This is a genomic window from Luteolibacter algae (genome assembly GCF_042683045.1).
Taxonomy (GTDB): domain Bacteria; phylum Verrucomicrobiota; class Verrucomicrobiia; order Verrucomicrobiales; family Akkermansiaceae; genus Luteolibacter; species Luteolibacter algae.
On the sequence record NZ_JBHUIT010000002.1, the window covers coordinates 70,451 to 95,827 of the forward strand.

Genomic DNA, 25,377 nt, shown 5'->3' on the forward strand with positions numbered 1-25,377 from the left:
AGTTTTTCAGAAGTTAGGTATTCGAAAAATAAAACGCCGTCCTAATGTTCCTGCAAGAGGGAACATCCGACGGCGCATAGATTAGGTTCCAATTGGAGGAAATAAATTCACTCCACCAGGTCCGTGAATGTGACCGAAGTAATTCCAACTCCAGCCAAGGCGTTAAGCACGTCGATCACGCGTTGCTGTGTCGCGCCCGGATCCACGTAGATTTGCACCAAAGGATCGCTCCCCGCACTCCGGGCAGCTGCGGAATAAAGCTCAAGCTGACTCAATAGCAAAGGCATATCGCGGACGCTGACATCCGTATCGAGCGGTTGCTGGCTGGATCCCGTTCCCGAGAAAACCGCACCGGATGCATCCACACGGATGAACATCGGTTCAATTTTCGGCTGGCTCGCAGAGCTAGGAGTATTGGCGGGAAGCGCCATCCCGAGGTCTGTCTCACGAGGGGTGATCGTGGATGTCACCAGGAAGTAGATGAGTAGGAGGAAACAAACGTCAATGAGTGACGAGATGTCCAAGTCCGGATCCGGTTCCGGATCCGAGGTTGATTTTTTATGGCGTGCCATGGAAAGAGTTTTTCTAGGGGTTTAAAGGATTATTTTCTCAGACCTTTGTGTGTCTGATATACCGCGAAGATCACCTGATCGACTCCTGCTGCGGCGGCAGCACGAATAGCCGTCCGGGAATATTTGAAGACCGCATCCTGGTCACCACGAAGATGGAGCTTTGGAACAAGACCGAGGCTGTCGATTTTCTCTTTTTCCTCTTTTACGAGATCAAAGATATCGGCTTCGTCGGCGAGTATCACATTGAAGTTCTCCGCGGTATATTTTCCGTCCTCACGGACGTTGATCACAATACGCCCACGGCCATCCTCCTGTTTAAGGGAGTTCGCAGCGACAGGCGGAAGAACTTCCGGGTCTGTTTGGACGACGATAGCGGTCGCGTTAACAATGAAGAAGATAAGCAGGAGGAAGACCATGTCGATCATTGGCGACATATCGACCTTTGCTTCTTCTTCATCGGCCGAGCTGGCCTTTCTGAGTTTTGAGGACATAGGAATTTTCGAATTAGCAGGTTTTTAAAGGAAACATAAGGAGGAGGCCGCTCTCACGATCCTCCTCCACAGGGAGTTTCCTCTGCTTAAACGGCGATACCTTCAGGAATCTTGGCGTAAAGGGTATCTGCGTTTACGGTGGCCACGGCAGCATTGAGAAGCTCTTCAGCTGTGTGGACGCTTTCCGCGACCAGTGCATTGTATTTATTCTTAAGAATGAAGTAGCAGATAATACAAGGAATCGCATTGATCAGACCCCAGAGTGTGGTGAGGAGCGCTACGGAGATGTCACCAGCGAGCTGGGATGGATCTGCGGCACCAGCGGTGCGGAGTGTGCCGAAGGCATTGACCATACCGATAACCGTTCCGGTCAGACCCAGCATCGGCGAAGCTTGGGCGATGAGCGAGATGTAATTAATCCACTGCATGTTCTTGCGCGCTTCGTTGTTGGTGAAGTCTGCGATTGCATCCTCCACTTGATCGCGCCCGAGGGTTTCCGGCTGGGTAGCATCAATGTTCGGGAAGGAATACGCAACCATGCGGCCCAGGTAGGACGGATGGGAAGCGGCAAGCTCGATGGCGGAACGCACACGGCATTCTGTCATGTGCTCCATGAGCGCAGCCTGCAGATCCGAAGGGCAGAATTTTGCCTTCGTTAGGGACATGAAGTTATAAACGGCAAGCGCAATGAAGGCTACAACTGCCGTGCCGATGAAAAGCATGGTCGGACCACCGTCCAGCACCCAGCGATCGAGAAGCGTTTGTTCCTTGGCGGCTTCTTGGGCGAAGAGCTGCGGAGCGGATAGCAAGGTGGTAACGATAGCGGCTGTCGCGGTGAAACGAGGACGGGAGCTGGATTTTTGAATCATGGAATTGGTTGCAAGTTGCTGTTTGAATTGCCCGTGAGTGTGAGAAATGTAGGGAATGCCGCAAGGAAGATTTTTAAAAAAATCATCGTCTCTGGCGCAATCGAGCGATGGAGATCCTTTCACGCCACCTGTTCCCGCAATCCTTGTAGTCGTAATGCTTACGACTCTTTCCAACGCGAACACAAGGTGCCCCACACCCCACCACTTATGGCTTTGGGGGCCGCGTGATCACAGTGGCATCATTCGGGCTCGCGATTCCCGGTGTCGTGCTCCGCAGCTGGTTTTCATCCGGCAGGGCGAGCATATCGGGCAGCCTGAGATTGGTGTCCGACGGAGTTTTCGGCAGAGCAGGAGTCGCCTTGTCCTGGGATGAGGATTGAGCGGACTGGCTTGCACTATTATTCGCAGGCAGCTCGGCAATCACCAAAGCTTGCTTTGGGATCTCACATGAAGTCAGCGCAACTGCTGAGAGAAGTATGAAATGGGTTTTCACGATGGAGTTTTTAGCGCGAGGCAATCGGTGGAACCGGACTGAGGGTTTTCGGGCCGGTGTATTTTGTCAGCGGGCGGTAGAGACGGTTATCACGGAGCTGCTCCAAGACGTGCGCCGTCCACCCGGAGGTGCGGGAGATGGCAAAAATTGGAGTAAAGAGATCGGTAGGAATTCCGAGAGAATAGTAGACCGTTGCCGAGTAAAAATCGACGTTGGCCTCTAGCTTTTTCCGTTCGCGCATGATTTCAGCGATTCGCTCGGACATTTTGATCCATTTCGGCTCGCCCAATTCCTCGGTCAATTGGATAGCAAGCCTCCGAAGATGGGGCGCACGGGGATCGAGCACCTTGTAGACCCGATGGCCGATTCCCATGATTTTTTCCTTACGGGACAGTTTTCCTTCCACCCATTCATCGACTTTATCGAGATCGCCAATTTCCTTTAGCATATGAATCACACCCTCGTTCGCGCCACCGTGAAGCGGCCCCTTGAGAGTGCCTATCGCCGCAGTGATCGCGGAATACATGTCCGAGAGAGTCGCGATGGTGACGCGGGCGGAGAAGGTCGATGCATTCATTCCGTGATCCGCATGAAGGATGAGTGCCACATCAAGGATACGGGCTGCGGTATCGGATGGCACCTCACCATTGATAAGATAGAGAAAGTGCTGAGCCTCGGTGAGATCCTCACGAATCTCCGGGAGTTCCTGTCCACTCCGGAAACGGTGAAATGCCGCTACAATCGTCGCAGACTTCGCACAGAGAGAGAGAGCAATAGCCGCGTTCTTGTCGAGATCCGGCTCACCAATCGCCGCCCTGTCATCGTATAAACCGAGCATCGATACCGCGGTGCGTAAAACATCCATCGGCGATGCCTCTTTTGGAGCGCTTTTTAGAAAATCAATCACCTGCTGCGGGAGATTCCTATCGGACCGTAGACCTTTCTCAAACGCTGTCAGCTCGGATTGGTTCGGCAAACGATTGTGATGCAAAAGGAAAATAACCTCCTCGTAGCTGCAGTTTTTAACAAGCTCGTCAATATGATAGCCCACATAACTCAGCTCGCCAATATTGCCGATGACATTGCTGAGAGAGGATTCGTTGGCGATGACCCCTTCTAGGCCGCGTGCATATTCTGACATAATGAGAGTAAGGAAACGTTGTTAAAATGAACTGAAAGCAAGGAAGCGTTTTGAGTGCTCTGGTGCAAGGGAGAATCGACAGTAATGCGGTGTCCCACTCATAAAATAGTTCAGACGAACTATCGATCTTCTATAGCCTTGATCGCACGTTCCGCAAGAACCCGGATTTCAGGATCATCTTTGTCCAAAAGCTTTTTAAGAGCAGGAAGGGTCTTTCCAGTGCCGATTTGTCCGAGAATTTTTGCGGCGGAACGCTGCAGGGGCGCGTCTTCTGATTCCAGCTTGTCGAGCACCAGGGATTCCACCTTCTCGCCGAATCTTAATAGATAAGAATCCCACAAGATCGGATTCTCAATCCATATTTCATAAATCAATGGGATCGCTTCATCGTTCCCTTCGATCGCTGCCAGATCGACAACATTCTCGGGAACCATCTCTCCTGCATTCACATATCTTTGAATTACCGGCACGGCCGCCTCGGCCGCGGCATTGGGATCCTCCGACCAACTTTTCAGCGCCCTGGCGATGGAATCATGGAAGTTGACCCCCGGCTTGGCCATCAGCTCAACGAGCATCCTGCTGATATCGGAACGGTAAATCGTTGGCTCGGCATCCGCCAGCCGTTCGACGGCGCGCCGAACCCTATCCAGATCAATACTTTCCAGCTCACGCTTGTTGAGATCGTAAAACGCGGGATCGGTCTTGTTGTTCAGCTTTTCCGCGGACCCGGCAAGAAACTGCTCATTATTGACACGGATCACAACGACATCGATTTCCGGATGGGCACTCTCGATTTTTCCAAGTTTGGACGCGATCTCCGAGACTTGTCCAAAATCCATGGAAACGCCTGTCAGGACGACGAGATAGTCGCCATCATCACGTGGATACGGATGGGACGTGGGCCCGGCCTGCGTGTCCCTGATCAGGAAATCGCGGGCGGTGTAAATATTCCGCCGGACCAATCCGGTCAGATAGATACCGTAAGCTTTCTTCTCGCTGCCGTTTTCACGCAGGCGCGTCTGTTCTTCGAGCAGGGGTTTTGTCCCAAGCCTGCGTCTCAATTGAGAGATCGCATCTGCTTCCGAGGTTTCGGCCTTCGGCTCCTCCTGCCGGACAGGTGCGCTCTCTCCCTGCACAGGCAGGCTTGGCCCGGCCTTCACAAAAAGAGGAATGGAAATGACTCCGGCTGCCATAAACAGACCAAAGACAATAGCCTTCTTGCGTCCACGGGGATTTGCATAAATGAGCAAAACCAGACCCAATAGAGAAACAAAGCAGGCGATGATCAACTTACCCATCACACTCATCGCACCGAACTCCTGCTGACTTTTGGAAAGCAGGAGAAACAAAGCGGTTCCCGCCATGAGCACTCCACCAAGAATCCCCGCGATCACCCGCTGGGGAGACGCCGGACCAAGCTGCTCGGGATGATTGAATTCCGCGTATTGCACCGGCCGGGCACCCGCCGGGACCTCTCCAGAAGTCAGGGGAACTCTCTGAAACCTGCTTAAATTCGGACCTCCCCGCTCCCCGGGATAATACTTTTTAGGCCGGATGATCACCTCATCATCGATCCGGAAGCGGGCCTCACATCCGCCACACTCCACGGTCCGCCCCATCAAATTTTCATCCACATTAAAACGCTGGCGACACGAAGGGCAGCGGATACTGAGAGGCTGATCTGATTCGGGGTTTTCTGACATCTGGGAAAGTATTTTTATAGATCGCAACACGAATTGCAACACCGGGTGACGGGATCGCCAAGTATTTAAGATTAATTAAAGGTTGATTAATATTGAAGATCAATCTATTCACTGAGCTGAACTTTTTCAGCGACATGGAAATTTTATCTTTAAATCCCCTTCCTTCGGAAAAATCCGCCTCTGCAAAAGGTTACCAACGCATCGAGAGCCAAGGCTTCGTGGATGACGATGTCGTGCTTTCAGTCATTGCAAAAAGCGCCTACACGCGTGCTTACCCCAAACCCGAAGAGATGGCGCTCTCATCCTGTGAAGATGACTTTGCCGGCTGGTCACTACCGGTGGCCTCCCCTTTCCGGGAGATGCTTGATATCAAGGCGAATAGCGAAAATCCGGAACCACGGCTTCCCGGCGCCCCGACGATCGATTTCCCTAATCGTGAAACAGGCCTGGATCATCCCCATTCCGGAAGTCACCGCTGGTGGTTGTTCGGTATCTCCGGAGCCCTCACATGCGGTATCCTTTCCCTCACTTTGCTCAATCTTGCACAACGCACCGGATCACAGGATAAGATCACAACGTATGTTCCTGTGACTTCGCCCACGGTAAAAACCGTCCAAAGTGCGGAGAAAACAAGGCTTCCGTTCCCGACGGCTCTGACGGGCATTCTGCCATCCGAGTAGACTGCCGGAATCCTTGGCGGGGCATATTTGCCCAAGCCCTATTGGAGGACCCGCCCCTGCTACCTCATCGCCCGGCATTTTTCCTGTCACAAAAATGACTCGTCACGCATGGCACAATCGGCTGAAACTCTGGAAGTGATCCACCCCACCGCCATTATTTCCCCAAAAGCCGAACTTGGAAAGAACGTCCGCGTCGACCCATATTGCATCATTGGCCCGAATGTTATCTTAGGAGACAATTGTGTTCTGCATTCCCACGTTGTTCTTGAAGGCACTTCCACCTTTGGCAGAGGCAATGAATTTTTCCCTTTCGCCTGTGTAGGGGGCAAAACCCAGGACCTGAAATACATCGGGGAACCAACCGCCCTGGAAGTGGGCGACAACAATGTTTTCCGGGAAAACTGCACCGTCCATCGCGGCACCCATGAGGAGTTGCCAACCCGGATCGGGTCGAACAATCTGTTTCTCTGTTACTCGCACATTGCTCACGATTGCCAGCTGGGCAACCACATCATCCTGTCCAACAACGGCAGCCTTGCGGGACACGTCACCGTGGAGGATCATGCCATCGTTTCCGGTATGGGCGCCGTGCACCAGTTTTGCCGGATTGGGAAACATTCCATCATCGGTGGGTGCGCGAAAGTGGTTCAAGACGTTCCACCATTTATGATTGTGGATGGAAATCCCGCATCCACGCGGGGACTGAATCTTATCGGACTTCAGCGCCGGGGCTTCACCGATTCTGAAGTCCGCGATCTGAAATCCGCTTACAAGCGGCTTTTCCTCAAAAAGGATATCAGCCTTGCAAACGGACTCAGCTCGCTGAAGGCCACATCGGCAGCCTCCAGCCCGAACGTTGAGCATCTGATTCATTTCGTTGAGGCCAGCCAACGTGGCATCACCCGCTAATTAGCTTACGATGGCAAGAGGCTTGGTATTTTTCCAACTACCTCTGGTGAAATCCGGAAAGTCCTGTGGGGCACCGTCCGCCGCAACAGACGCCTCACTCAGAGGTGCAACCGCGGACCAGTAGACGCCTTCGTAGACGTTTTGATCAAGCGGCTGGCCGAGACGAATCGCTTCGATCACCCGGGAGTTCATGATGAAATCCATCCCACCGTGCCCTCCTACTTTATTGGCGACGGCGCTCATCCGGCGATACAGCGGGTGATCCCAGGCCTCGTATACGGACTGGAGCTTCTCATCTTCCGCCCATTCGTGATAATCCGTGTGATCTTCGCCCTTCCCGGCGAGGGCGTTGAAGACCGCATCCGGAAGCTCGCCTTTTTTATAATCCAGAGCGATCCGCGTGGGATAGCCCGCGCCTGTGCCCCTGGTGCCTTGAATCAAATTGAGACGGGTATAGGGACGCGGGGAAGTTTCGTCCCATTGCACCATGATCGTGCGTCCAAGATGGGTTTTAATGATCGAAGTTGAGAGATCGCCACCCTTGAACTCGATATTGTTCCATTTGTGTTCCGCGGGAAAATTCTCACCCGCATAGAGAGCTCTCCCGCGCGCCGGTGTGGAAAAGGAGGTGATGCGCCCGAAATGATCATCACCCCGGCCAAGATTCATGTATTGAGCGACGGGGCCAAGCCCGTGCGTGGGATAAAGGTTGCCATTACGATTCGCATATTCGTAAGTGCGCCAACTGCCCGTGCCACGTTTGCTGTGCATCTGTGCGCGAAGTTCATGAATATACCCTGCCTCAGCATGAAGAAGCTCTCCGAAAATTCCCTGGCGGCACATATTGAGAAATAGCAGCTCCTCGCGTCCGTAGTTAACATTCTCCAGCATCATACAATGCTTTTGGGTCCTCTCCGCAGTATCAATCAACTGCCAGGCCTCTTCAATTGTCAGGCAGGCCGGGACTTCCATACACGTGTGCGCACCAGAGTTCATTGCATCAATCGCCATAGGCGCGTGTAACTTCCACGGAGTGATCACATAGACCAAATCGGGCTTCGTCTCCAAAAGCATCGTTTTATACGCATTTTCGTCACCATGATAGAGCTTCACGGCTCCATGGCGCCCCTTTCCGTTCTTCAGCACGATCTCTTTGGCCTTCTTACAAAGATCCTCATAGAGATCACACAGCCCCACGACTTCCGTTCCATCAATGAGCGACAGGTGGTTGCAATGCCCTTTCCCGCGGGAGCCGAGGCCAATAATCGCTACCTTGATTGTCTCCAACCTGGCGGCCACAAAATCCCCCATATACCTCGCACCTGCAATGCGTGAGGGAACTTCTGTATCGTTCGCAATACTCTGTGAAAGCGCAGATAACGTCCCCGCCCCGATACCAAGCCCTCCCAGGGTTTTGATAAATTTCCGCCGGTTGTTGTTTTGCGCTTCCGCAGGGGTGGGATGATCAGAGTCGGACATGCTGTGAGAATATTTTTTGTGGATTGGCTCCCGGTGCCATTCGACGACCATGGGAAAAACCCAGTTCTCACATACTGAATGATTCTCATTACTCTTACAGAAGAGTAATGAGAGCCCCTTCCACCAAAACAATATTACCAGTCAGCTTTACGAAGTAATTTCTGACAAGATGTGCACGATATGTTAGCAACCGTATAACGTTCTTTTGCCGTGAGATACTTACCTTTGCTACTGATGACCATACTCCCCGCCTGCGATAAAAATGCACACGGTCAGGTCCGCGAGACAGACATCATCACGGAGGCGGGAGTCTCCATGAAAGACGCGCTCGCAGAAAAAAAACTCCGTATCGGATCCCCGGTTTTCATCCGTGCTTTCAAGGAACAACGAGTCCTTGAGTTATTTCTCAAAAGTGAAATCAGCGGTGAGTTCGAGCTTTTCCGTGAATATCCTATAGCTGCCGCCAGCGGAGAACTAGGTCCTAAATTTGCCGAGGGCGACGGCCAAGTTCCGGAGGGCTTCTATTACGTAGGTCCCAGAGCGATGAACCCGAACAGTAATTATCACCTTTCGTTCAATATTGGCTACCCGAATAAATATGATCGGGCCCACGACCGAACCGGATCGTTCATTATGATTCATGGTGGAAGCGCCTCTATCGGCTGCCTGGCCATGACCGACGAGAAAATTGAGGAAATCTACAGCCTCTGCCATGCGGCCCACGAAGGCGGCCAGGCCTACTTCCGAGTGCATATCTTCCCATTCAGGATGACCGGGGAGCGGATGAAAGAGGCTGCGGGAGACGAACATTACGCATTCTGGGAAAACCTGAAAGCGGGTTACGACTATTTCGAGGAGAAGCATCTCCCTCCAAACGTCAAGGTGCGGAACAAAGCTTACGTCTTCGAATAGGAAGTTCGATTACTCCACCACCGCGATGATAGAGCCGAATTGATTGCTTGGACGGCTCATCTCCGCACCGAATCGCATTTGGCTTATATCTCCATCAAGGAAGAGTGCGTCAGAGCATCCCTGGCTGCGGAAAAAATCTGCAAATTCGTAGAGGTTCGGTGACTTTGTTCCTTTACGATCCGAGATGGCGAAAATCACTCTTCCATCCTTCATGACACCCACTCCATTTCTCAACAGGCGCGAATCGGAACCCTTGTTGAAGGCTGGATGTGTCTTTCCGTTGATTAGCAATATCGGTCCCGATTGAACCGCGAAGCGCACCACTTCATTGTTCAAAGGGAATGCTCCGGCATCAACAACCCGCGCCCCTTGTCGGCCAATCAGAAATATCCCGTTCGGTTTCAAAAAAAAATTTCCAGCACCTTCCTTGCGATTGACCGGACACAGTTCTTCGCCGGATTGCACAAGTAGTCCGCTGGGGATGCCGCCGGGCTCAAATATACCGCCATTCATGAGCAGCCATGGCTTCTCTCCCTGCGATTCAAGAAAACTCTTTGCAGCCGGAAAATCGCGTATCTGTCTACCTTCCGGATCCCGCCAGACGATTCTTACCTTTTGAGGATCGCATTTGACTACGAAATACCGGATTCCTTCCTTTTCGATCGTCTCGGCCGAAACGTGACAATGGCAGATCACAAAGATCGCCCAGAGAATATGTCGCAATGGCTTCAATAGGATCGTCCTACAAGATGTTTTGGAGCATTGATTCAGCTTCTACGGCTACGAGGCAGGGGCCTTCCAGTTCGGGAATTCGGAGGCCAGCTGATTCTTGAACTTCGCCGCTTCGTCTGCTTTCCCCTGTTTTTCGAGAACGCCGATATATTTGTAAATCGCCAGAGGCTTCAGATCCGCATCATCGTGAAACTGAATGACATACAGGTAATCCGCAGCGGCTTCTCCAAGCTTTTCCTCCTGAACAAATAGATCCGCGGAAACAATGCGCAGCCCGGCGGAAGTGCGTCCCTGAGGGCGGAGCGCCAGCGCTTCATCGGCGGCTTTGCGGGACTCTCCGTAACGTTTTAGAGCAAACAATGCCCGCGAGCGATCCAGCAAAGCGTCTGCTTTCCATGCCGGGCTGTCCTCCACTTCCAATACGTTTGCAATTGCAGGCAAGGCATCAGCCGCTTTCCCGGTCTCAATCAGAGCCTTTGCCAAATACCGCCAGACTTCCTTCGGGGTGGTGCGTGGCTCTTCCTCATTTGCAATGACTTCCAGGAAACGGGCGGCCGAATCATAGTCGCCGGAGTTGTAGCTTTGCATACCGGACCACTGCAGGGCCTGGTTCGGGATATCGGAAACATACTCACCCTTGATCGCCAGTTCGATTTCAGCAGCAAGGTTCTTGGGATCCTGACCAGCGTAGTAGGAAAGCGCCAATAGGAGCCCCGCATGCTTGCCGTATGCCTCGCTACGCAGCTCTCTGGCCTTATTCAGGAACGGCGCGGCTTCTTTCGGGGAATTGCTTTTCACCATGCCCCAGCCGATCCAATAATTTGCCTCCGCTTTGAGATTATTGGTCAGGTCATCGACCTTTTCCAACAGCCCCTTGTAGCGGATCACCATGTTTTCGATATTGCCCTCCTTGCGTCTTGTTCGAGCGGATTCCAGCCAGGCGAGTGAGGCAAGATCCTCCGGCGCGGCCTTGTCCATGGTGAGTTTATCGAAGTCTGCGATCGCTTTGGCCGGCTCGCCGATTTCCGCAAATGCTTTAGCTCTTTTGACCAAAGCCGGATACACCCGCTTGTCCTCAGGATATTTGGAAATAAACTCGGAAAGCGAGCGGATCGCTCCCTGTGGATCCGCGGCCTCCGCAAGGCACCAGCCACGTTGATACAAAAAGCCCGGTCGATTGGAGTCACTCAGCAATGTTGGATCAATCTTCGAGTAGACCTTCGCCGCATCCGCCACCTTGTTCTCCGCGAACAAGGTCTCTGCCTTCATCAGCATCGCGGTATGTATGCGGGTGTCGTTCGGATGAATTTTCCCGTAAATCTGGATAAACGCGTCAACCTGATCGACCACGTGGCGACCTTCTATCTTAAAAAAACAATTGAGCCGATAATATGAAGCCTGGAAGGCAAGATCGTTCTCCGGCGGCACCATGCGCTCGATCTCGCGGAACAGCTCGCTGGCTTCCGCAGGCTGATCAAGCTTCATCATAGCCCGGGCGGCAATCATCAACCGCATAGCCTCTTTTTCGCCCTCCGCTTTCAACGTGCTTTTGCGGAAAAGATCGATGACCTCCCGATACTCTTTCCGGGCATAATAGTTTTCCATCAATGCGGTCTGGGCATCCGGACGATATTCCTCCATGCCGCGATTAAACAAAATGAAGCGAAGATATTTTTCAGCCAGCTCTGTCTCCCCCAGTTTTGTTGCAGTGATTGCCGCATGAAGCGCGCCTTCGCCGCGATATTTCGCCGGCGCATTGGAATTGGCGACTGCAGCAAAGGCGTCCAACGCCTCCTGCAGCTTCCCGCTCTTGAAGCTGATATGTGCGATTGCCAGTTGTGCCTGATCCCGGAAAAGAGCTCCCGCCGGATCCGCGATAACCCGCTTGTAAGCAGCGATTGCCTCGCGGTCCCTCCCTAGCAGACGATAACAGTTTCCGGCGAAGAGATTCCCTTTGGGCTTGTCCTCAGCTCTGGCTGCATTTGCTGCGAATCGCTCGAATAGCGGTGCGGCAAAGGCATACTCACGTTTATTATAGTGATCCGCGGCAAGTGTGTAGGCGGCGGCGGCGGCGTATTTCCCCTGGCCGAAACGATTTAAAAGCGTCGAAAAACAACGCTTTGCATCATCGATCATACCCGCCTGATAGTAACTGCTTCCCATATACCACCATGCGGCTTCCGCATTCGGGTGAGCTGGAAATTCGTTGATATATCCTGAGAAGATATCCGCAGCACGCAGGTAGAGCTCTCTACGCGTCTGCAAATCCACACTCCTCTGGGCATCATCGAAAATGTTTTTCCCACGTTGGAAATAATCCCGCCCAGCATCCGCACGCAAGTCTTCCTGTACAATTCCCGCCCGCGGAGGCGCCTGTGCGAAAACAGGCAGAGCCACAGCTGCAACTCCCAGCCAACATAGCCCGATCAAAGACTGGGATCCGGAAGATAACGTGGAAGGTGAAAATTTCTGCATGCCGGTCTATTGGGAAGGAGTTGGACGTTGCGTGGCGAAGGAAATATTCCAGATTCCGGCCTTTTGACAGGTATCAATCACCTCGACGATGCGCTGGTAGGCAACACCTCCATCGCCACGGATACGGACAGGCTGATTTTCGAATTGGGCTGCGATTGACGCCAGTTTTTCATGGAGCTGCTCGAGATCCACAGTCGTGCCCTCAATGCGGACCGTGCTGTCCGCGAGGACATTGATCACGATTTCACCGCGCTGGCGTTCCGGCTCAGCACCTTCCTGCGCCGTGGGAACCGAAACGGAAAGCTCCGTTTCCGAGCGGGTGAACTGCCAGGTAACGATGAAGAAAATCAGCAGCAAGAAGACGATATCAATCATCGGAGCCAACTGCATATTGGCGGATTCAGGTTGCCTGCTGGAGAACTTCATACTGGGGAAAGGAAAGCTGTCTGCTACTGAAAATGTTAGATGCCGTGAAGATCTGGGCGGTCATTGCCCAGTGGCGATGGCACAGGCATTCCATAATCCTCGCGCGTGCGCTGGCTGGAGCCATGGCTGTGGGTGTCCCTGTCGGCCGGCTTCTGGTGCTCCACCTGGGTGTGAAGAAGTGCCATCAGGTGAGTCGCCGCAGCCTCAAGCTCGGCAATATACTTCTGAACGCGGCCGCGGAATAACGAGTAAAAAACCAGCGCCGGAATACCGATCATCAAACCGGCGGCAGTCGTGATGAGAGCTTCTGAAACGCCTTCCGCAAGCTCCATCTGGCGCACTCCCTGTACATCTCCGCCCGAAATTTGAAGGAATGATTTGATCATTCCGAGCACTGTTCCAAGCAGACCGACCATGGGCGCGATGGAACCAATATCCGCGAGATAAGTGATCCGGGATGATAGCAATCCGGCCTGCCGGGAGCCCTCCGCTTCCGCCACCTCACGCACCTCACCAAAAGAGGCGCTTGGATATTTTGTGAAAAAATCTAGGGTTTTCTGAGTCACCCTCGCCATCGACTCGTTCTGGCGGTGGCAGTAGGCAACAAGCCCCAGGTAATCGCGCTTCCGGATCATCGCCTCGGCGGCATTCATAAAGCGATCGCTCACCACAGCGTTCCGGCGGATCGTAAGCAAATACAACAAAACCAAAACCACACCGACCACGGAGATCAGGGCAAGCGGATACATCATCACACCACCTGCGGCGACGATTTCGAGAAAGTTTGTCTGCTTGGTCGCGACTTCTCCGGGGGCTTCCTGAGCGTTGGCGATAAGAGCGCCGAAAATTGTTACGGCGGTTGAGAAAGTGAAGCACTTCATTTAATTGCGGGGAGTGTAACGTCTGGCAAAGGCTTTGCAAGCCCTTGGATGGCGGTGGAAATAGGCACGGAAACCCATGTCTACGATGAGAAAAGCGGTAATTTTTCGCCCGATTTCAGCCAATTTCCCACCTGGTCTACTGGATCGGGGCCAACAACCGGGAAACCCTGGATGAGAGCCTGAAAGGAAAGGATTTTTCGTCCAAATCCTTTTCGTTGAACTCCGTAGAATCGGCGAAATCCTTTTCAAACATTTTTTCCATATCATTGCCAAAATCTTCGCTTTTGACGGCGAGAACGATTTCAAAATTCAATCGAAACGAACGATTGTCCATATTCGCGGATCCAACACAGGAGAAATCATCATCGATAAGCATTGTCTTCTGGTGCAGAAAACCATTCCCGAAACGGTAGGCGCGGACACCGGCCTTCTTCACCTCGTCCAGATAAGCATAGGAGGAGAATTTCACGAGCGTGCTGTCATTCATCCCCGGAACAATGATCCGGACATCCACTCCCCGTAAGACGGCAAGCTTCAGGGCTGAGAGAATCTGCTCATCCGGAACAAAGTAAGGCGTGGCGATCCACAGCCGTTCCTTGGCACTGTTGATCGCTGCCAGAAAGAAGAGGCCGCAGGTTTCGCGGATATCCGCCGGCCCCGTGGGCAGGCAGAGCACCGTCGCATCCGCATCCTCGGCAGGTGGTTTCAATTCCCAGTCCAAGCCATCAAGAACCTCCTCGGTGACCCAATACCAGTCCTCGGCGAACGGGAGCTGGAGCAGCATCGCCGTTGGCCCGCTGACACTCATATGCGTATCCCGCCAAGGGCTCAGCTCATCGTGCTTCCCAAGATATTCATCACCGATGTTCAAGCCGCCGGAGAACCCGATTTTCCCATCCACGACCATGATCTTGCGGTGGTTGCGAAAATTCAGCTGGAACTTCCGGCCATCCGACTGGTTTGTGGAAAATGCCTTCACGTCCACCCCGCTAGCCAGCAAACGACCGGTAAATTCACTCCCGAGCCCGAGGGAGCCGATTTCATCATAAAGGACCTTCACCATCACACCGGCCTTTGCTTTTGCGATGAGTTTCTCGGAAAACCGCCTTCCGGTCGCGTCATCCCGGATGATGTAGGATTGGAGCAAAATGTATTTTTGCGCGCTGTCGATTGCAGCATACATCGCATCAAAGGTCTCCCGTCCATCCACCAACAGATCCACTTTGTTCCCGTAGGTGAAGCTCAATGGGGTGAGCGATTCCAGCATCTTTTCCAAGGGCGTATCCGGGATGTCGCGCAGCCCTTGTTTTGCCAATGAAGAAGTCAGATCCTGCCTGATTGGTTCAAACTCCGCCTCATTGAGCAAGCTCGCCGCCTGGTAGCTTTCGAATTCCGTGTGTCCGAAAATCCAATAGGCAGGCACCGCTCCATACGGGAAAAGATTAAGAGAGATTGCCCATGCGACCGCCCCCGGAGGCGTGCGCGTCTCCATCACCGCCTCCACCGAAGTCAGCGCCCCGGCGACGTGTGCGAGCACGACAAAGCCCGCAATCAAGCGCTTGCGATACAATCGATAGAAAACCCGGATCCGATTGAACTTTTTCTTCTTATGCGAGTCTGGTTCGGAATCGCTGGCGCTGTGATTTTCCATATGAGCAATATTCTTACAAACCCTAGCACCCGGTGGGCACAATGCCCTTCTAATCGTTCTTCACGGGTATTTTTAGCACTTCGCCATGAGAGCGTCCGCCACCTTCAGCCCGTCCAAGGCAGCGGAGACAATTCCACCCGCGTAGCCAGCCCCCTCCCCACAGGGAAAAAGCCCTTCGATCTCTGGATGCTGCAAGGTCTCAGCCTCCCGTGGAATACGAAGCGGGGAGGAAGTCCGGGTTTCAAATCCCAATAAAAGGGCCTCGGAAGATGCGTAATTGCGTATCTGTCTATTGAAAAGTTTCAGTCCCTGCCGGATGCGGGAAGTGACCGGTTTGGGGAGCAAATCGTGCAGTGGCGCGGAGTTCAAGCCGGGGAAATAGGAGGTCTCCGGCAGATCCTGCGAAATTTTCCCTGTCAGGTAATCTGCCGCACGCTGAGCCGGAGCAATCTGTCCCAGCTCTTTGTTGCCCCCGGCGGATTTCGCGGTTCGTTCCAGTTTTTCCTGAAAAGCGATCCCAGCCATAATGCCGTGTTTCTGAAACAGCCCCTTAATGTCCTCCGGCTCGATGGTCGTCACCAGACCGGAGTTGGCGAAAGGGGAATCGCGGCGCGAAAGCGACATCCCGTTTACCACCACCTGATGATCCGCCGTGGCCGCGGGCACGATCCACCCGCCGGGACACATACAGAATGAATGAACCCCCCGGTCGTTGATTTTTGTCGCCAGCCGATAGCGGGCTGCCGGTAGTAGATCGGGACGTGGCTGCCCCTCTGGAATGTTGTATTGTCGGCGGTCGATAAACGGCTGGGTATGCTCAATACGGAAGCCAATCGCGAAAGGCTTGTGTTCCATCAGGATATTTTTGTCAGCGAGGAGCTGGTAAATATCCCGTGCGGAGTGCCCGGTTGCAAGAACCGTGGCATCGGCCAAAAATTCACGCCCATCAGCGGTAACGACACCATGAATTCTCCCGCCGGATACCAGAAAATCAGTCACCTTTGCCTGGAAATGCACTTCACCGCCGTGATCAAGAATCGACTGCCGCAACGCCTTGACCACGTTTGGCAAAAGGTTCGATCCGATGTGCGGATGCGCATCCGTGAGGATTTTTTCAGGCGCCCCGTGCGCGACCAAAATCCGGTAGACCTCCGCTACCGGGCCGCGTTTTGTCGCGCGGGTATAGAGTTTCCCATCAGAAAATGTGCCTGCGCCACCCTCGCCGAAGCAATAGTTCGAGTCCTCAATCACCCGCCCTTCCCGCAGGATGGGCGCTAGATCGAAACGCCGCGCCGATGCATCCTTCCCGCGCTCCAGGACAATCGGCTTCAAGCCTTGCTCCAGACAGCGAAGTGCGGCAAATAACCCCGCGGGGCCAGCCCCGATGATCAGGATCCTTCTCGCATTCCCAGCCAGTGCCGGGGCTGTCCAGACAGGTTTCGGCTCCTCCGGCAGATCCTCGTCCACCGAGACTTCCAGCCGCAGCTGGACCTTTACCTGCCGCTGCCGGGCATCAATCGAGTGCTTTCGCAAACGCATGCCTCCGATCCGCTCCGGGGAAACTCCGAGGATACGGGCTGCCGCTATTTTTCTGGCCTCCGTTTCCTCGGAACTTTCAAGCGGCAGGACAATATCGATGGTATGAAGCATGGCGGAAACGGATAAAAACCCATCCCCTCACCACATTCAAGACCGCTCACTCTCTAAAAGTGATCTTGATGCCGATCGCCTCCTCGTTCGGGAGGAAGGACGGCTTCGATATGACCAGAGCGTCGGATTCCTGCTTCCAGGTGATCTTTTCCCCGACTCCCAGGATTTCCACAGCTGCGATGGTTTTCGTGGTTACCTTTGCATCAGACGCGAGTGATTTGATGCGAAATTCGTTCTCAGGTATTCCGAAGCAGAAGGCATAGAGTGTCTGACCATCCTTTGACCGGGTGAAACGGAAGTCCTCCGCGGTTAAGGACCAGAAGCAATCTCCGAAGAGGCGACGATACCTTTAGCATCCGGCTCCGGCTGCAACTCTGCCGAAAGTGCCAAACCTGCGAAACCGGCGCATAAGCTCACCGGAAATAAAAAGCGCGTGGGATTCATCATCATTATAGATGACGTATGAAACATGCGGTTTGTTGCAGCAAAATCAGATCGCCCGTTTCTCCCCAGAGTCATTCACGGAGACAAATGAAACATTGGTCGAAAAAATCGGCGGAGCCGGGAAATTCCGTCCGTCGCTGACTTCCACATGGTAGGTTACGGAAGTTTTACCCTTCCTTGTCTGGGAGCAATTGATGCAAAGGATAGTCCCATCGCGCACTCCGTGGCGGAATTCCACCTTATCCATACCTATCGTCACAAACTGACAATGGGGAAAATCCAAGGACGCGGCAATCCAGGACGCCTCATCGATCCAAGCTAAAAGCCTGCCTCCGAATAAAAATCCATAGTGGTTCAGGTCACTTGGGAGGACAAGGCGGTGAGTTTCCATTTTCTGTCAGTTTGAGAGCCACGAAGCCGGAAGATCCACCCTCACGCTCACCATCTTCTACGGCGTCCTTCCTTGTAAATAGACGCATCCGCGGAATATGCGCCGGCACCCGTTAGCAATATTGCCACAGACGGGATGAGATAAAGCAACGCAAGCTCTTTGGCACCTTCCACTCCCGGCCCCATGAACCATGGATCGGAATTATGAATATTAAATGCCGCAACTGTCATCGTGAATGCCAAAATGAAAGCAGCTGGCCGGGTGGCGATCCCCAGCACGATCAATCCCGCGCATCCCACTTCTACCCCGATCGTGCTAATCAGTGAAAAGAACGGAGACATATGCCTGAGCGGGAAGAAATCCGGAACGGGGAATTTCTCCTTCATCATCTCGAAATTTTGGATTTTCCCAAGCCCGTGGCCGATCAGAAGCATTAAGCCGGTGCAGACCCGCAGGAAGAGGATACCCAGTGAGGCCGTGGAGTCGCGGGTTCCGCAATCGAAGAAGAATTTTTTCATATACTAAAGAAGTGGGTGTGGGATGTGGCTGATTAGGCCTTGGGCGATATGGCAATGCGCTTGAGCCGATCATCGCCGGCGGGCGAGCTTGCGCTAACCGCGTCATCTCCTGCAATCACGTTATAGGCCAAACGCCGGTAATAGGCATTGAGCGGGCGCATCCTATAGGTTTTCCCCTGGGTCTTTACCAGATCGATAAGCTCGCGCACCTCGTCCTGCAGCTGATCTTCCTGCATGGAGCGGAAATGCTCGCAATCCACCTTTACCCGCCCGGCATCAGGCATCTGCCTGCGGAGAATCCGATTTACCAGATATTGGATATCGTCGAGACGGTCCCCGCCATCACCGATAATAAGATCCTTTTCCGCTGAAAAAATCTGCAGGCACGGGCCGTCCGCTGTTTCCTGGATCTCAATGTTCGCGGCAAGCCCCAGGTGGCCCAGCATCGAATCGAGTATTTTTCCGGCGAGTTCTGCAGAGTTCATAGGCAGAACTCTAGCCAAAAGCTGGTATCGGTCAACTTTCGTGCATTTTATATTGATGGGAAACCAAAACGGCGGAAAATCCTCCCATGAGCCAGCTTCCGTGGGGAAAAATTCTCGCCGTCACGCCATTTGATCTCGTCAAGATCCTGATCACCGCAGTGATCATTCTATTCGTCAATAAAGTGCAGCTTTTCAGTGACAAGCTCTCCGCCCTGCTTATCGCACTTCCACTGACTTCCCTGCTGGCAATGATCTGGATGTGGCACGGCGGCCAAACCACCAGCCGCATCGCCGGGCATGCAGAAGGAACCTTCTGGTTTGTCCTGCCGACCTTGCCGATGTTCCTGATACTCCCATGGATGCTTCGCAACGGCTGGTCCTTCTGGTCCGCCCTCGCGGCAAATTGCGCCATCACCACCCTTTGTTTCTGGCTGACAGTGATACTCTTGAGGAAGTTCGGGATCGACCTCATGCCGAAATAGAATTTTTTTCTGAAAAACCGTGATTTATTGGTGAAACAAGCCAGATTGGACTTGCATAAAACCTCTGTGTCTGGTTTCACAGCCAGCCCGCCACCATCTTATTTAAATTGTTTTGAGCGATAACGTCATGCCCACAGTTCCAGAGAATGTAATTTCTTTTGATCAGGCACGACCAAATCCGCGTATTCCCGGCTCCACTATGAAAAGCGATCTTGTTGAACAGGCTTCTGAAATCGTCACCGACCCATTGGTCCTAATTAATCTGGTATCCCAACGGGTCCGCCAGCTTAACAGTGGCCGTTCGCCGCTGATTCCTACCCGCCCAAGCATGGGCGCAGCTGATATTGCCCTCACAGAAATCATCGAAGGTAAAATCAAGCTCATCGAAAAACCGATGACGATCTGACCGGAGCGGCCAGCATTCCGGCTATTACTTCATGAGCTCTGAAATCGCTACCAACCGCAAGGCCAGCCGGGATTTTAATATCCACGATAAATACGAGGCAGGCCTGGAGCTCAAAGGCACGGAGGTCAAATCCATCCGTGCCGGGAAAATCAATGTTTCCGATGCCTTCGCCCGAGTTGAAGGCAACCAGGTATTTTTATACGGTTGTGACATCCAGCCCTGGCAAACCGCCGGCGAATGGTTCAACCATCAGGCGAAGCGCCCACGCCGCCTACTTCTGAATAAACGGGAGATTCTCAAACTTTCTTCTGAAACAGCCATCAAAGGCTGCACCCTGCCTTTGTTGCGCATGTATTGGGTGAACCGCCGCGTGAAAGTCGAAATCGGCGTCGGCAAAGGGAAAACCCATTCGGATCAACGCCATGACCTGAAGAAAAAGGTCGAGCTGCGTGAGGCCCAGCGAGAAATGTCGCGCTTTAATCAACGCTAAGCATCTCAGGTATTGATTCCTTGCTGGCAGCCTCCCAAGATACCGGCTAAGACCCTATCCCAATCATGGCAGATTCCACACCAGCGGCTCACAATAACGTCACCAGACAGCTAATCGAACAGTTACGCCGCCACCCAAAGCGGGTTGTCTTCACGGAAGGAGAAGACGTCAGAGTCATTGAGGCTGCCGCGCGTCTTGTAAAAGCCCAAGCCGTTGCGCCAATTCTGCTGGGGCGTCCCGAGCGCATAAGAGCTCTTGCCGGGCAAAACCACATCTCACTCGATTTCGTAAAAATCACGGATCCGAAGACCTCTTCCGATCTTCCACTGTTCATCAAACGGGCAGAAAATATGGCCCGTTACCGCGATAGCCATCAGGTTGATACCGAGGAAACCATCATCCGCCCCCATTATTTCGGAGCCATGATGGTGCAATACGGCCATGCGGACGCTATCGTCGGCGGCAATCAAGCTATCCCGGCCGCCTATTTCCGTGCCTTGCTGCACAACATCAAACCGAAAAAAGAGGTGGAACGCATCTTCGGGGTATCGGTCATTGTAGCGCAGCATTTCCCTCTCCTTGGTGAAGACCGCGTCCTCTTCCTGGGGGATACCGGCCTGATCCCCGAGCCAACCGTCGATCAGCTGTCGACGATCGCTATTGAGACCGGAAAACTCGCCTCTCACTTCCTCGGACGCAAGCCGGTCATCGCCCTTCTCAGCCATTCCACCAAAGGCACTTCCACCACGCCCGAGGCGCTAAAAGTCGTTGCGGCAACCGCCATGGCGAAGAACCGTGCCCAGCAGGAACTGCTGGATATGGATATTGATGGCGAGCTGCAGGCAGATGTGGCCGTTGATCCCGAAGCTGCGGAAACGAAGCTGCCCGATGCCTCGAAACGCCAGATTGCAGACGTGCTGGTTTTTCCAAACCTGGACGCAGCCCATATTTCTCTGAAGCTTCTGCAGCATCTGGCAGGTGCCCAAAACTACGGAAAACTCATTCTTGGCCTCTCCCGCCCGGCGGCGCAGGTTCCAAGAACCGCCACTGTGGAGACTATTTTCGGGACAGCCGCAGCAGTCGCCGTGGAAGCGATCAAGCGCCACGAGCTATATCCGGATAACGATTTCTAGGTCCGTCGATCCTTTGTCAGCCGGAAGCCTAACCGGACAAAAGAGCCTGCGGGGAAACTTCCACGCAGGCATTGGGCGCTTTATTAAAAAGGCCTATAGGCTTTCCGGCTCACCTGCGGGAATCACCAATGTCGGCACAAACGATTTTCTCACCATGCCTTCCGCCACACTTCCAAGTAAAAGCGAGGCAACCACGCCATGCCCGTGGGAGCCAAGAACGACGAGATCGGCATGGAGTTCCTTGGCTTTTTCCTCCAGCACATGCAGTGGGCTACCATCGCCCAGATGAGTTTGCGGAGTCACACCGTTTATTACCCTGGCCGCCGCATCCGTCAGCGTTTTCTGGGCGCGGGTTCGGGTTTCCTCGTGGAAGGTTTGGATAGCGGGAAACTCCTCTGGCGTGAAGCCGTAGGCAGTATAAGTCGGCTCCGGCTCAATGACATGCAGCAAATGAAGCTCCGCCCCGAATGCCTTTGCCATTTCGGCAGCAGTATTGACCACACCTTGGGTAGCATTTGAGAAATCAACAGCAGCTAAAATCGTTTTCATATAAGTAACATACACTCGGTTTTTGACTGCGGAAAAGCCAAAGATTGGTTGATTTCGCGCTGGAAGCTTGTCCGCGCCCCAAGGTGGCCCATGATCCATGCTATCCCGACTATTTGCCATGGACTCAGAAATCATCTTCCTAAACGCCTTCATTTACCTGAGCGCCGCTCTTGTCGCCATTTTACTGGGAAAACGGCTGGGAGTGGGTGCGGTGCTCGGATATCTGCTTGTGGGAGTCCTTATCGGACCATGTTCTCTGGGGCTCATCAGCCGGCAGAACCAGGATGTCATGCATCTTGCGGAATTCGGGGTAGTGATGATGCTTTTCATCATCGGCCTGGAGCTCCAGCCCTCGATGCTCTGGAATATGCGGAGGAAAATTCTCGGGCTCGGCGGTATGCAAGTTGTCCTGACCGCATTGGTAATCGCGGTAGGCGGCTCCCTTTTAGGTCTTCCGTGGCAGGCAGCGCTTGCCTGCGGGCTGATCCTTTCCCTCTCGAGCACGGCGATCATTTTACAAACACTCAGCGAGCGTGGTCTCAGCCAGACCGAAGCCGGTCGGTCCACGTTTGCCGTATTGCTGTTCCAGGATATCGCCGTCATCCCCATCATTGCCGCGTTACCTCTTCTTGCCACCTATCCGGCCGCAGAAACCGCCGGAGCCGGCCACGGCTCGGCCAATTTCCTTCATGGGCTTCCCGGCTGGGCCCAGGCACTTAGCACCATTGGCGCGGTATTGCTGGTAATTTTCCTCGGGCGTTGGGCGGCAAGACCGCTTTTTCGAATGATCGCCGCAACGCGCCAGAGGGAAGCATTCACGGCCACTGCCCTGGTTCTCGTAATCGGCGTGGCGATCCTAATGAGTCTGGTAGGGCTATCGCCAGCACTCGGTGCCTTTGTCGCCGGTGTGGTCCTTGCCAGCAGTGAATACCGGCACGAGCTGGAGAGCGATCTCGCCCCATTCAAAGGCATGCTGCTCGGGATTTTCTTCATCGGTATTGGCATTGGTATCGATTTCACACACATCGCCAACAATCTGCCCAGCGTTCTCGGGCTAACGCTCGGACTGATCTTCATCAAAGGGATTTTGCTGATGATCCTGGGGCGAGTAAACGGACTAGGGAAGGACACTTCGTTTCTTTTCGCATGCTCGATGGCAGCGGGAGGTGAGTTTGCCTTCGTTCTTCTCAGCATCGCTCTGCCCGGGGGAATCCTGGATGCTGAAACCGGCAGAACCCTTACCGCAGTCGTCGCCATCTCTATGGCATTGACCCCGCCGTTGATCATTTTAAGTCAGAAAATAATCAACGGGAGAAGGTCGGAGCCAACGGATGACAATCAGCGCGAAAGCGATGTCGAGGACGAAGAATCCCCGGTTATCATCTGCGGTTTCGGCCGCTATGGACATACGGTCGGCAGGTTACTGAGAACCCAGAGGATCGGCTGCACGGTTCTGGATCGGGATGAGGACCAGATCGATCTTTTGCGCAGCATCGGGATTCCGGTTTTTTACGGGGATGCGTCGAGGCCGGATCTATTGGCTGCGGCAGGAGCCGCGAAGGCCAAGATCATTGTCATCGCATTGAAGGATGGCGAAGTCGTCACAAACATGATCCACACCATCCGCCACAGCTTTCCCCACCTGAAGATTTACCTCCGCGCACACAGCCGCCTGGAAGCATACGAGTATTTTGATCTCGGCGAGAACAATGTCTTTCGGGAGACATTGGATTCCTCATTGATGATGAGCATGGATATCATGAAGGACCTTGGCTTTGAAGAGGCGAAGGCCTCAAAGATCGCCTGCCACTATCGGAAAAATGACGAGAAATTCATCAGACAAATGGCAAAACACCGCCACAACCGGAAAGAATATATCGGGCGTGCCAAGCAATACACGCAGGCTCTAGATGAATTGATGCGGCGGGATCTGGACGGTGATGATCCTGATCTTACGCAAACAGATCCATCACCACTTTCGCCGGCTCCACCCCGGTAAGCCTCTGGTCGAGACCTTGGAATTTGTAGGTGAGGCGCTCGTGATCCATACCCAGTGCATGAAGGATGGTGGCGTGGAGGTCACGCACATGGACGGGGTTCTCCGTAATATTGAAGCTCAGCTCATCGGTTTCACCGTAGACCTGGCCGCCCTTTATTCCTCCACCAGCCATCCACATGCTGAAGCATCGCGGATGGTGATCGCGGCCATAGTTCGTCTCCGTAAGAACTCCCTGGGAATATACGGTGCGGCCGAACTCGCCACCCCAGATAACCAAGGTATCCTCCAACATACCGCGCTGCTTGAGATCCTGTATCAAACCATAGCATGCCTGATCCACATCCTTGCACTGGGACTCGATATCCCGCGGCAAGTTCGCATGTTGATCCCACCCACGGTGGAAAATCTGGACAAATCTCACACCGCGTTCCAGCAGACGCCTGGCCATCAATGCGGAGTTCGCAAAACTTCCCCGGGTCTTGCTCTCGGCACCATACAGCTCGTAAGTGTGCTCGGACTCTCCGCTCAAATCCGCAAGCTCCGGCACCGAGCTCTGCATGCGGAATGCCATTTCGTATTGTTGCATGCGGGTTTGGATTTCGGGATCGCCGACGGCATCGTAGGACTTCTGGTTCAGCTTGCCCAATCCATCGAGCATTTTGCGCCGCATCTCGCGCGGCACTCCCGGATTGTCCTTCAAAAACAACACCGGATCGCCGAGTGAACGGAGCGCGACTCCGGAATACTTCCCGGGCAAGTAACCGGAGCCCCAGAGCCGCGAGGAGATCGCCTGGACATTCGCGAATGGAGAGCTGTGCTTCGCGTGAAGCACCACAAATGACGGCAAATCCTCATTCATCGAGCCCAGGCCATAGGATAGCCACGAGCCAATTGACGCCTTGCCTGCAATCATTGATCCAGTGCACAAGAGCTGGTTGGCAGGCTCGTGGTTGATCGCATCCGTATGCATTGATTTCACCACGCAGATGTCATCCACCATCTTGCCATGCCATGGCAGTAGCTCGCTAACCCATGTGCCGGACTTACCATGCTGGGAAAATTTGTAACGCGAAGGAGCCAGCGGGAACGAGGCCTGGCCAGAGGTCATACCCGTGAGGCGCTGCCCTTCCTTCGCCAGGAAATCTTTCAAATTTTCCTGATAACGTTTTTCAAGATCCGGCTTGTAGTCAAAGGTTTCAAACTGCGAGGGAGCTCCGATCAGCGAGATATAGATCGCTCGCTTTGCCTTGGGCGCGAACTGCGGGATCGTCATATTCCCCATGCTTTCACCGGCGGCCAAGCCGCGCTCACCAATCAATGAAGCCATTGCCGCCATGCCCAGGCCAGTGCCGGATTTACGGAAAAATTGTCTCCGTGTGAGCGCATTATTGTAAGTTTCCAAAGGGTTCATGTTAA

26 protein-coding genes and 1 pseudogene are annotated in these 25,377 nt (G+C 53.5%); 8 read left to right on the plus strand and 19 right to left on the minus strand.

What is annotated here, in order from left to right:
* Positions 1-107 precede the first annotated feature (107 nt).
* From ACFSSA_RS01595 to ACFSSA_RS01620, 6 genes are all read right to left on the minus strand, one after another.
* Positions 108-572, minus strand: coding sequence for an ExbD/TolR family protein (locus ACFSSA_RS01595; protein ID WP_386818017.1), 465 nt, complete (start codon positions 570-572; stop codon positions 108-110).
* Positions 573-601: 29 nt separating this feature from the next.
* Complete coding sequence (locus tag ACFSSA_RS01600; protein ID WP_386818018.1) at positions 602-1,063, minus strand: ExbD/TolR family protein; 462 nt, start codon at positions 1,061-1,063, stop codon at positions 602-604.
* A gap of 86 nt (positions 1,064-1,149) precedes the next feature.
* Entirely contained in the window at positions 1,150-1,932 is a 783-nt protein-coding gene (locus ACFSSA_RS01605) for a MotA/TolQ/ExbB proton channel family protein (protein ID WP_386818019.1), read from the minus strand.
* A gap of 205 nt (positions 1,933-2,137) precedes the next feature.
* A complete protein-coding gene (locus tag ACFSSA_RS01610; protein WP_386818020.1) occupies positions 2,138-2,425 on the minus strand; it encodes a hypothetical protein in 288 nt (95 codons plus the stop codon).
* Positions 2,426-2,435: 10 nt separating this feature from the next.
* Positions 2,436-3,566 (minus strand): citrate synthase, encoded by a 1,131-nt coding sequence (locus ACFSSA_RS01615; protein WP_386818021.1) that lies wholly within the window; start codon positions 3,564-3,566, stop codon positions 2,436-2,438.
* A gap of 119 nt (positions 3,567-3,685) precedes the next feature.
* On the minus strand, positions 3,686-5,269 hold the full coding sequence (locus tag ACFSSA_RS01620) for a HEAT repeat domain-containing protein (protein ID WP_386818022.1): 1,584 nt from the start codon (positions 5,267-5,269) through the stop codon (positions 3,686-3,688).
* 134 nt (positions 5,270-5,403) lie between these two features.
* Here ACFSSA_RS01620 and ACFSSA_RS01625 point away from each other — a divergent pair, with 134 nt between their 5' ends.
* Positions 5,404-5,949, plus strand: a complete 546-nt coding sequence (locus ACFSSA_RS01625; RefSeq protein WP_386818023.1) for a hypothetical protein — start codon at positions 5,404-5,406, stop codon at positions 5,947-5,949.
* Between the two features lie 108 nt (positions 5,950-6,057).
* Complete coding sequence (gene lpxA / locus ACFSSA_RS01630; RefSeq protein ID WP_386818024.1) at positions 6,058-6,858, plus strand: acyl-ACP--UDP-N-acetylglucosamine O-acyltransferase; 801 nt, start codon at positions 6,058-6,060, stop codon at positions 6,856-6,858.
* Here lpxA and ACFSSA_RS01635 read toward each other — a convergent pair whose 3' ends face one another.
* On the minus strand, positions 6,859-8,337 hold the full coding sequence (locus tag ACFSSA_RS01635; RefSeq protein WP_386818025.1) for a Gfo/Idh/MocA family protein: 1,479 nt from the start codon (positions 8,335-8,337) through the stop codon (positions 6,859-6,861).
* 210 nt (positions 8,338-8,547) lie between these two features.
* Between ACFSSA_RS01635 and ACFSSA_RS01640 the strand changes: the two genes are divergently transcribed.
* Positions 8,548-9,249 carry a L,D-transpeptidase family protein gene (locus ACFSSA_RS01640; protein ID WP_386818026.1) on the plus strand — a complete coding sequence of 234 codons (702 nt, stop codon included), beginning with the start codon at positions 8,548-8,550 and terminating at the stop codon, positions 9,247-9,249.
* A 9-nt stretch (positions 9,250-9,258) separates the two neighbouring features.
* Here the strand turns inward: ACFSSA_RS01640 and ACFSSA_RS01645 are convergent, their stop codons facing one another.
* From ACFSSA_RS01645 to ACFSSA_RS01690, 10 genes and pseudogenes are all read right to left on the minus strand, one after another.
* The gene (locus tag ACFSSA_RS01645) at positions 9,259-9,981 is read right to left on the minus strand and encodes a phosphodiester glycosidase family protein (RefSeq protein WP_386818027.1); all 723 of its coding nucleotides are present in this window, start codon (positions 9,979-9,981) and stop codon (positions 9,259-9,261) included.
* A 48-nt stretch (positions 9,982-10,029) separates the two neighbouring features.
* Complete coding sequence (locus ACFSSA_RS01650) at positions 10,030-12,456, minus strand: tetratricopeptide repeat protein (RefSeq protein ID WP_386818028.1); 2,427 nt, start codon at positions 12,454-12,456, stop codon at positions 10,030-10,032.
* Between the two features lie 6 nt (positions 12,457-12,462).
* A complete protein-coding gene (locus ACFSSA_RS01655; protein WP_386818029.1) occupies positions 12,463-12,882 on the minus strand; it encodes an ExbD/TolR family protein in 420 nt (139 codons plus the stop codon).
* Between the two features lie 35 nt (positions 12,883-12,917).
* Entirely contained in the window at positions 12,918-13,763 is an 846-nt protein-coding gene (locus tag ACFSSA_RS01660; protein ID WP_386818030.1) for a MotA/TolQ/ExbB proton channel family protein, read from the minus strand.
* Positions 13,764-13,899: 136 nt separating this feature from the next.
* Positions 13,900-15,414, minus strand: a complete 1,515-nt coding sequence (gene cls / locus ACFSSA_RS01665; RefSeq protein ID WP_386818031.1) for a cardiolipin synthase — start codon at positions 15,412-15,414, stop codon at positions 13,900-13,902.
* 72 nt (positions 15,415-15,486) lie between these two features.
* A complete protein-coding gene (locus ACFSSA_RS01670; protein WP_386818032.1) occupies positions 15,487-17,064 on the minus strand; it encodes an NAD(P)/FAD-dependent oxidoreductase in 1,578 nt (525 codons plus the stop codon).
* A 46-nt stretch (positions 17,065-17,110) separates the two neighbouring features.
* Positions 17,111-17,359 (minus strand): annotated as a pseudogene (locus tag ACFSSA_RS01675) (alpha-L-fucosidase C-terminal domain-containing protein); the annotation flags it as partial.
* 195 nt (positions 17,360-17,554) lie between these two features.
* Positions 17,555-17,899: an acyl-CoA thioesterase gene (locus ACFSSA_RS01680; RefSeq protein ID WP_386818033.1), complete on the minus strand. Its 345-nt coding sequence runs from the start codon at positions 17,897-17,899 to the stop codon at positions 17,555-17,557.
* Positions 17,900-17,946: 47 nt separating this feature from the next.
* Positions 17,947-18,417 carry a DoxX family protein gene (locus ACFSSA_RS01685; protein WP_386818034.1) on the minus strand — a complete coding sequence of 157 codons (471 nt, stop codon included), beginning with the start codon at positions 18,415-18,417 and terminating at the stop codon, positions 17,947-17,949.
* Between the two features lie 32 nt (positions 18,418-18,449).
* Entirely contained in the window at positions 18,450-18,902 is a 453-nt protein-coding gene (locus tag ACFSSA_RS01690; protein ID WP_386818035.1) for a Jag family protein, read from the minus strand.
* A gap of 86 nt (positions 18,903-18,988) precedes the next feature.
* On the opposite strand from ACFSSA_RS01690, the gene ACFSSA_RS01695 reads away from it, so the two are divergent.
* From ACFSSA_RS01695 to ACFSSA_RS01710, 4 genes are all read left to right on the plus strand, one after another.
* Entirely contained in the window at positions 18,989-19,384 is a 396-nt protein-coding gene (locus ACFSSA_RS01695; protein ID WP_386818036.1) for a DUF3147 family protein, read from the plus strand.
* A 127-nt stretch (positions 19,385-19,511) separates the two neighbouring features.
* Entirely contained in the window at positions 19,512-19,790 is a 279-nt protein-coding gene (locus ACFSSA_RS01700; protein ID WP_386818037.1) for a DNA-directed RNA polymerase subunit omega, read from the plus strand.
* 31 nt (positions 19,791-19,821) lie between these two features.
* The gene (gene smpB, locus ACFSSA_RS01705; protein WP_386818038.1) at positions 19,822-20,280 is read left to right on the plus strand and encodes an SsrA-binding protein SmpB; all 459 of its coding nucleotides are present in this window, start codon (positions 19,822-19,824) and stop codon (positions 20,278-20,280) included.
* Positions 20,281-20,345: 65 nt separating this feature from the next.
* A complete protein-coding gene (locus ACFSSA_RS01710) occupies positions 20,346-21,413 on the plus strand; it encodes a phosphate acyltransferase (protein WP_386818039.1) in 1,068 nt (355 codons plus the stop codon).
* Between the two features lie 93 nt (positions 21,414-21,506).
* Here the strand turns inward: ACFSSA_RS01710 and ACFSSA_RS01715 are convergent, their stop codons facing one another.
* Complete coding sequence (locus tag ACFSSA_RS01715; RefSeq protein ID WP_386818040.1) at positions 21,507-21,962, minus strand: universal stress protein; 456 nt, start codon at positions 21,960-21,962, stop codon at positions 21,507-21,509.
* Between the two features lie 118 nt (positions 21,963-22,080).
* Between ACFSSA_RS01715 and ACFSSA_RS01720 the strand changes: the two genes are divergently transcribed.
* Positions 22,081-23,961 carry a monovalent cation:proton antiporter-2 (CPA2) family protein gene (locus tag ACFSSA_RS01720; RefSeq protein ID WP_386818041.1) on the plus strand — a complete coding sequence of 627 codons (1,881 nt, stop codon included), beginning with the start codon at positions 22,081-22,083 and terminating at the stop codon, positions 23,959-23,961.
* Here the strand turns inward: ACFSSA_RS01720 and ACFSSA_RS01725 are convergent.
* Positions 23,915-25,372, minus strand: coding sequence for a DUF1501 domain-containing protein (locus ACFSSA_RS01725; protein WP_386818042.1), 1,458 nt, complete (start codon positions 25,370-25,372; stop codon positions 23,915-23,917). The genes ACFSSA_RS01720 and ACFSSA_RS01725 overlap by 47 nt on opposite strands.
* Between the last annotated feature and the right edge of the window lie 5 nt (positions 25,373-25,377).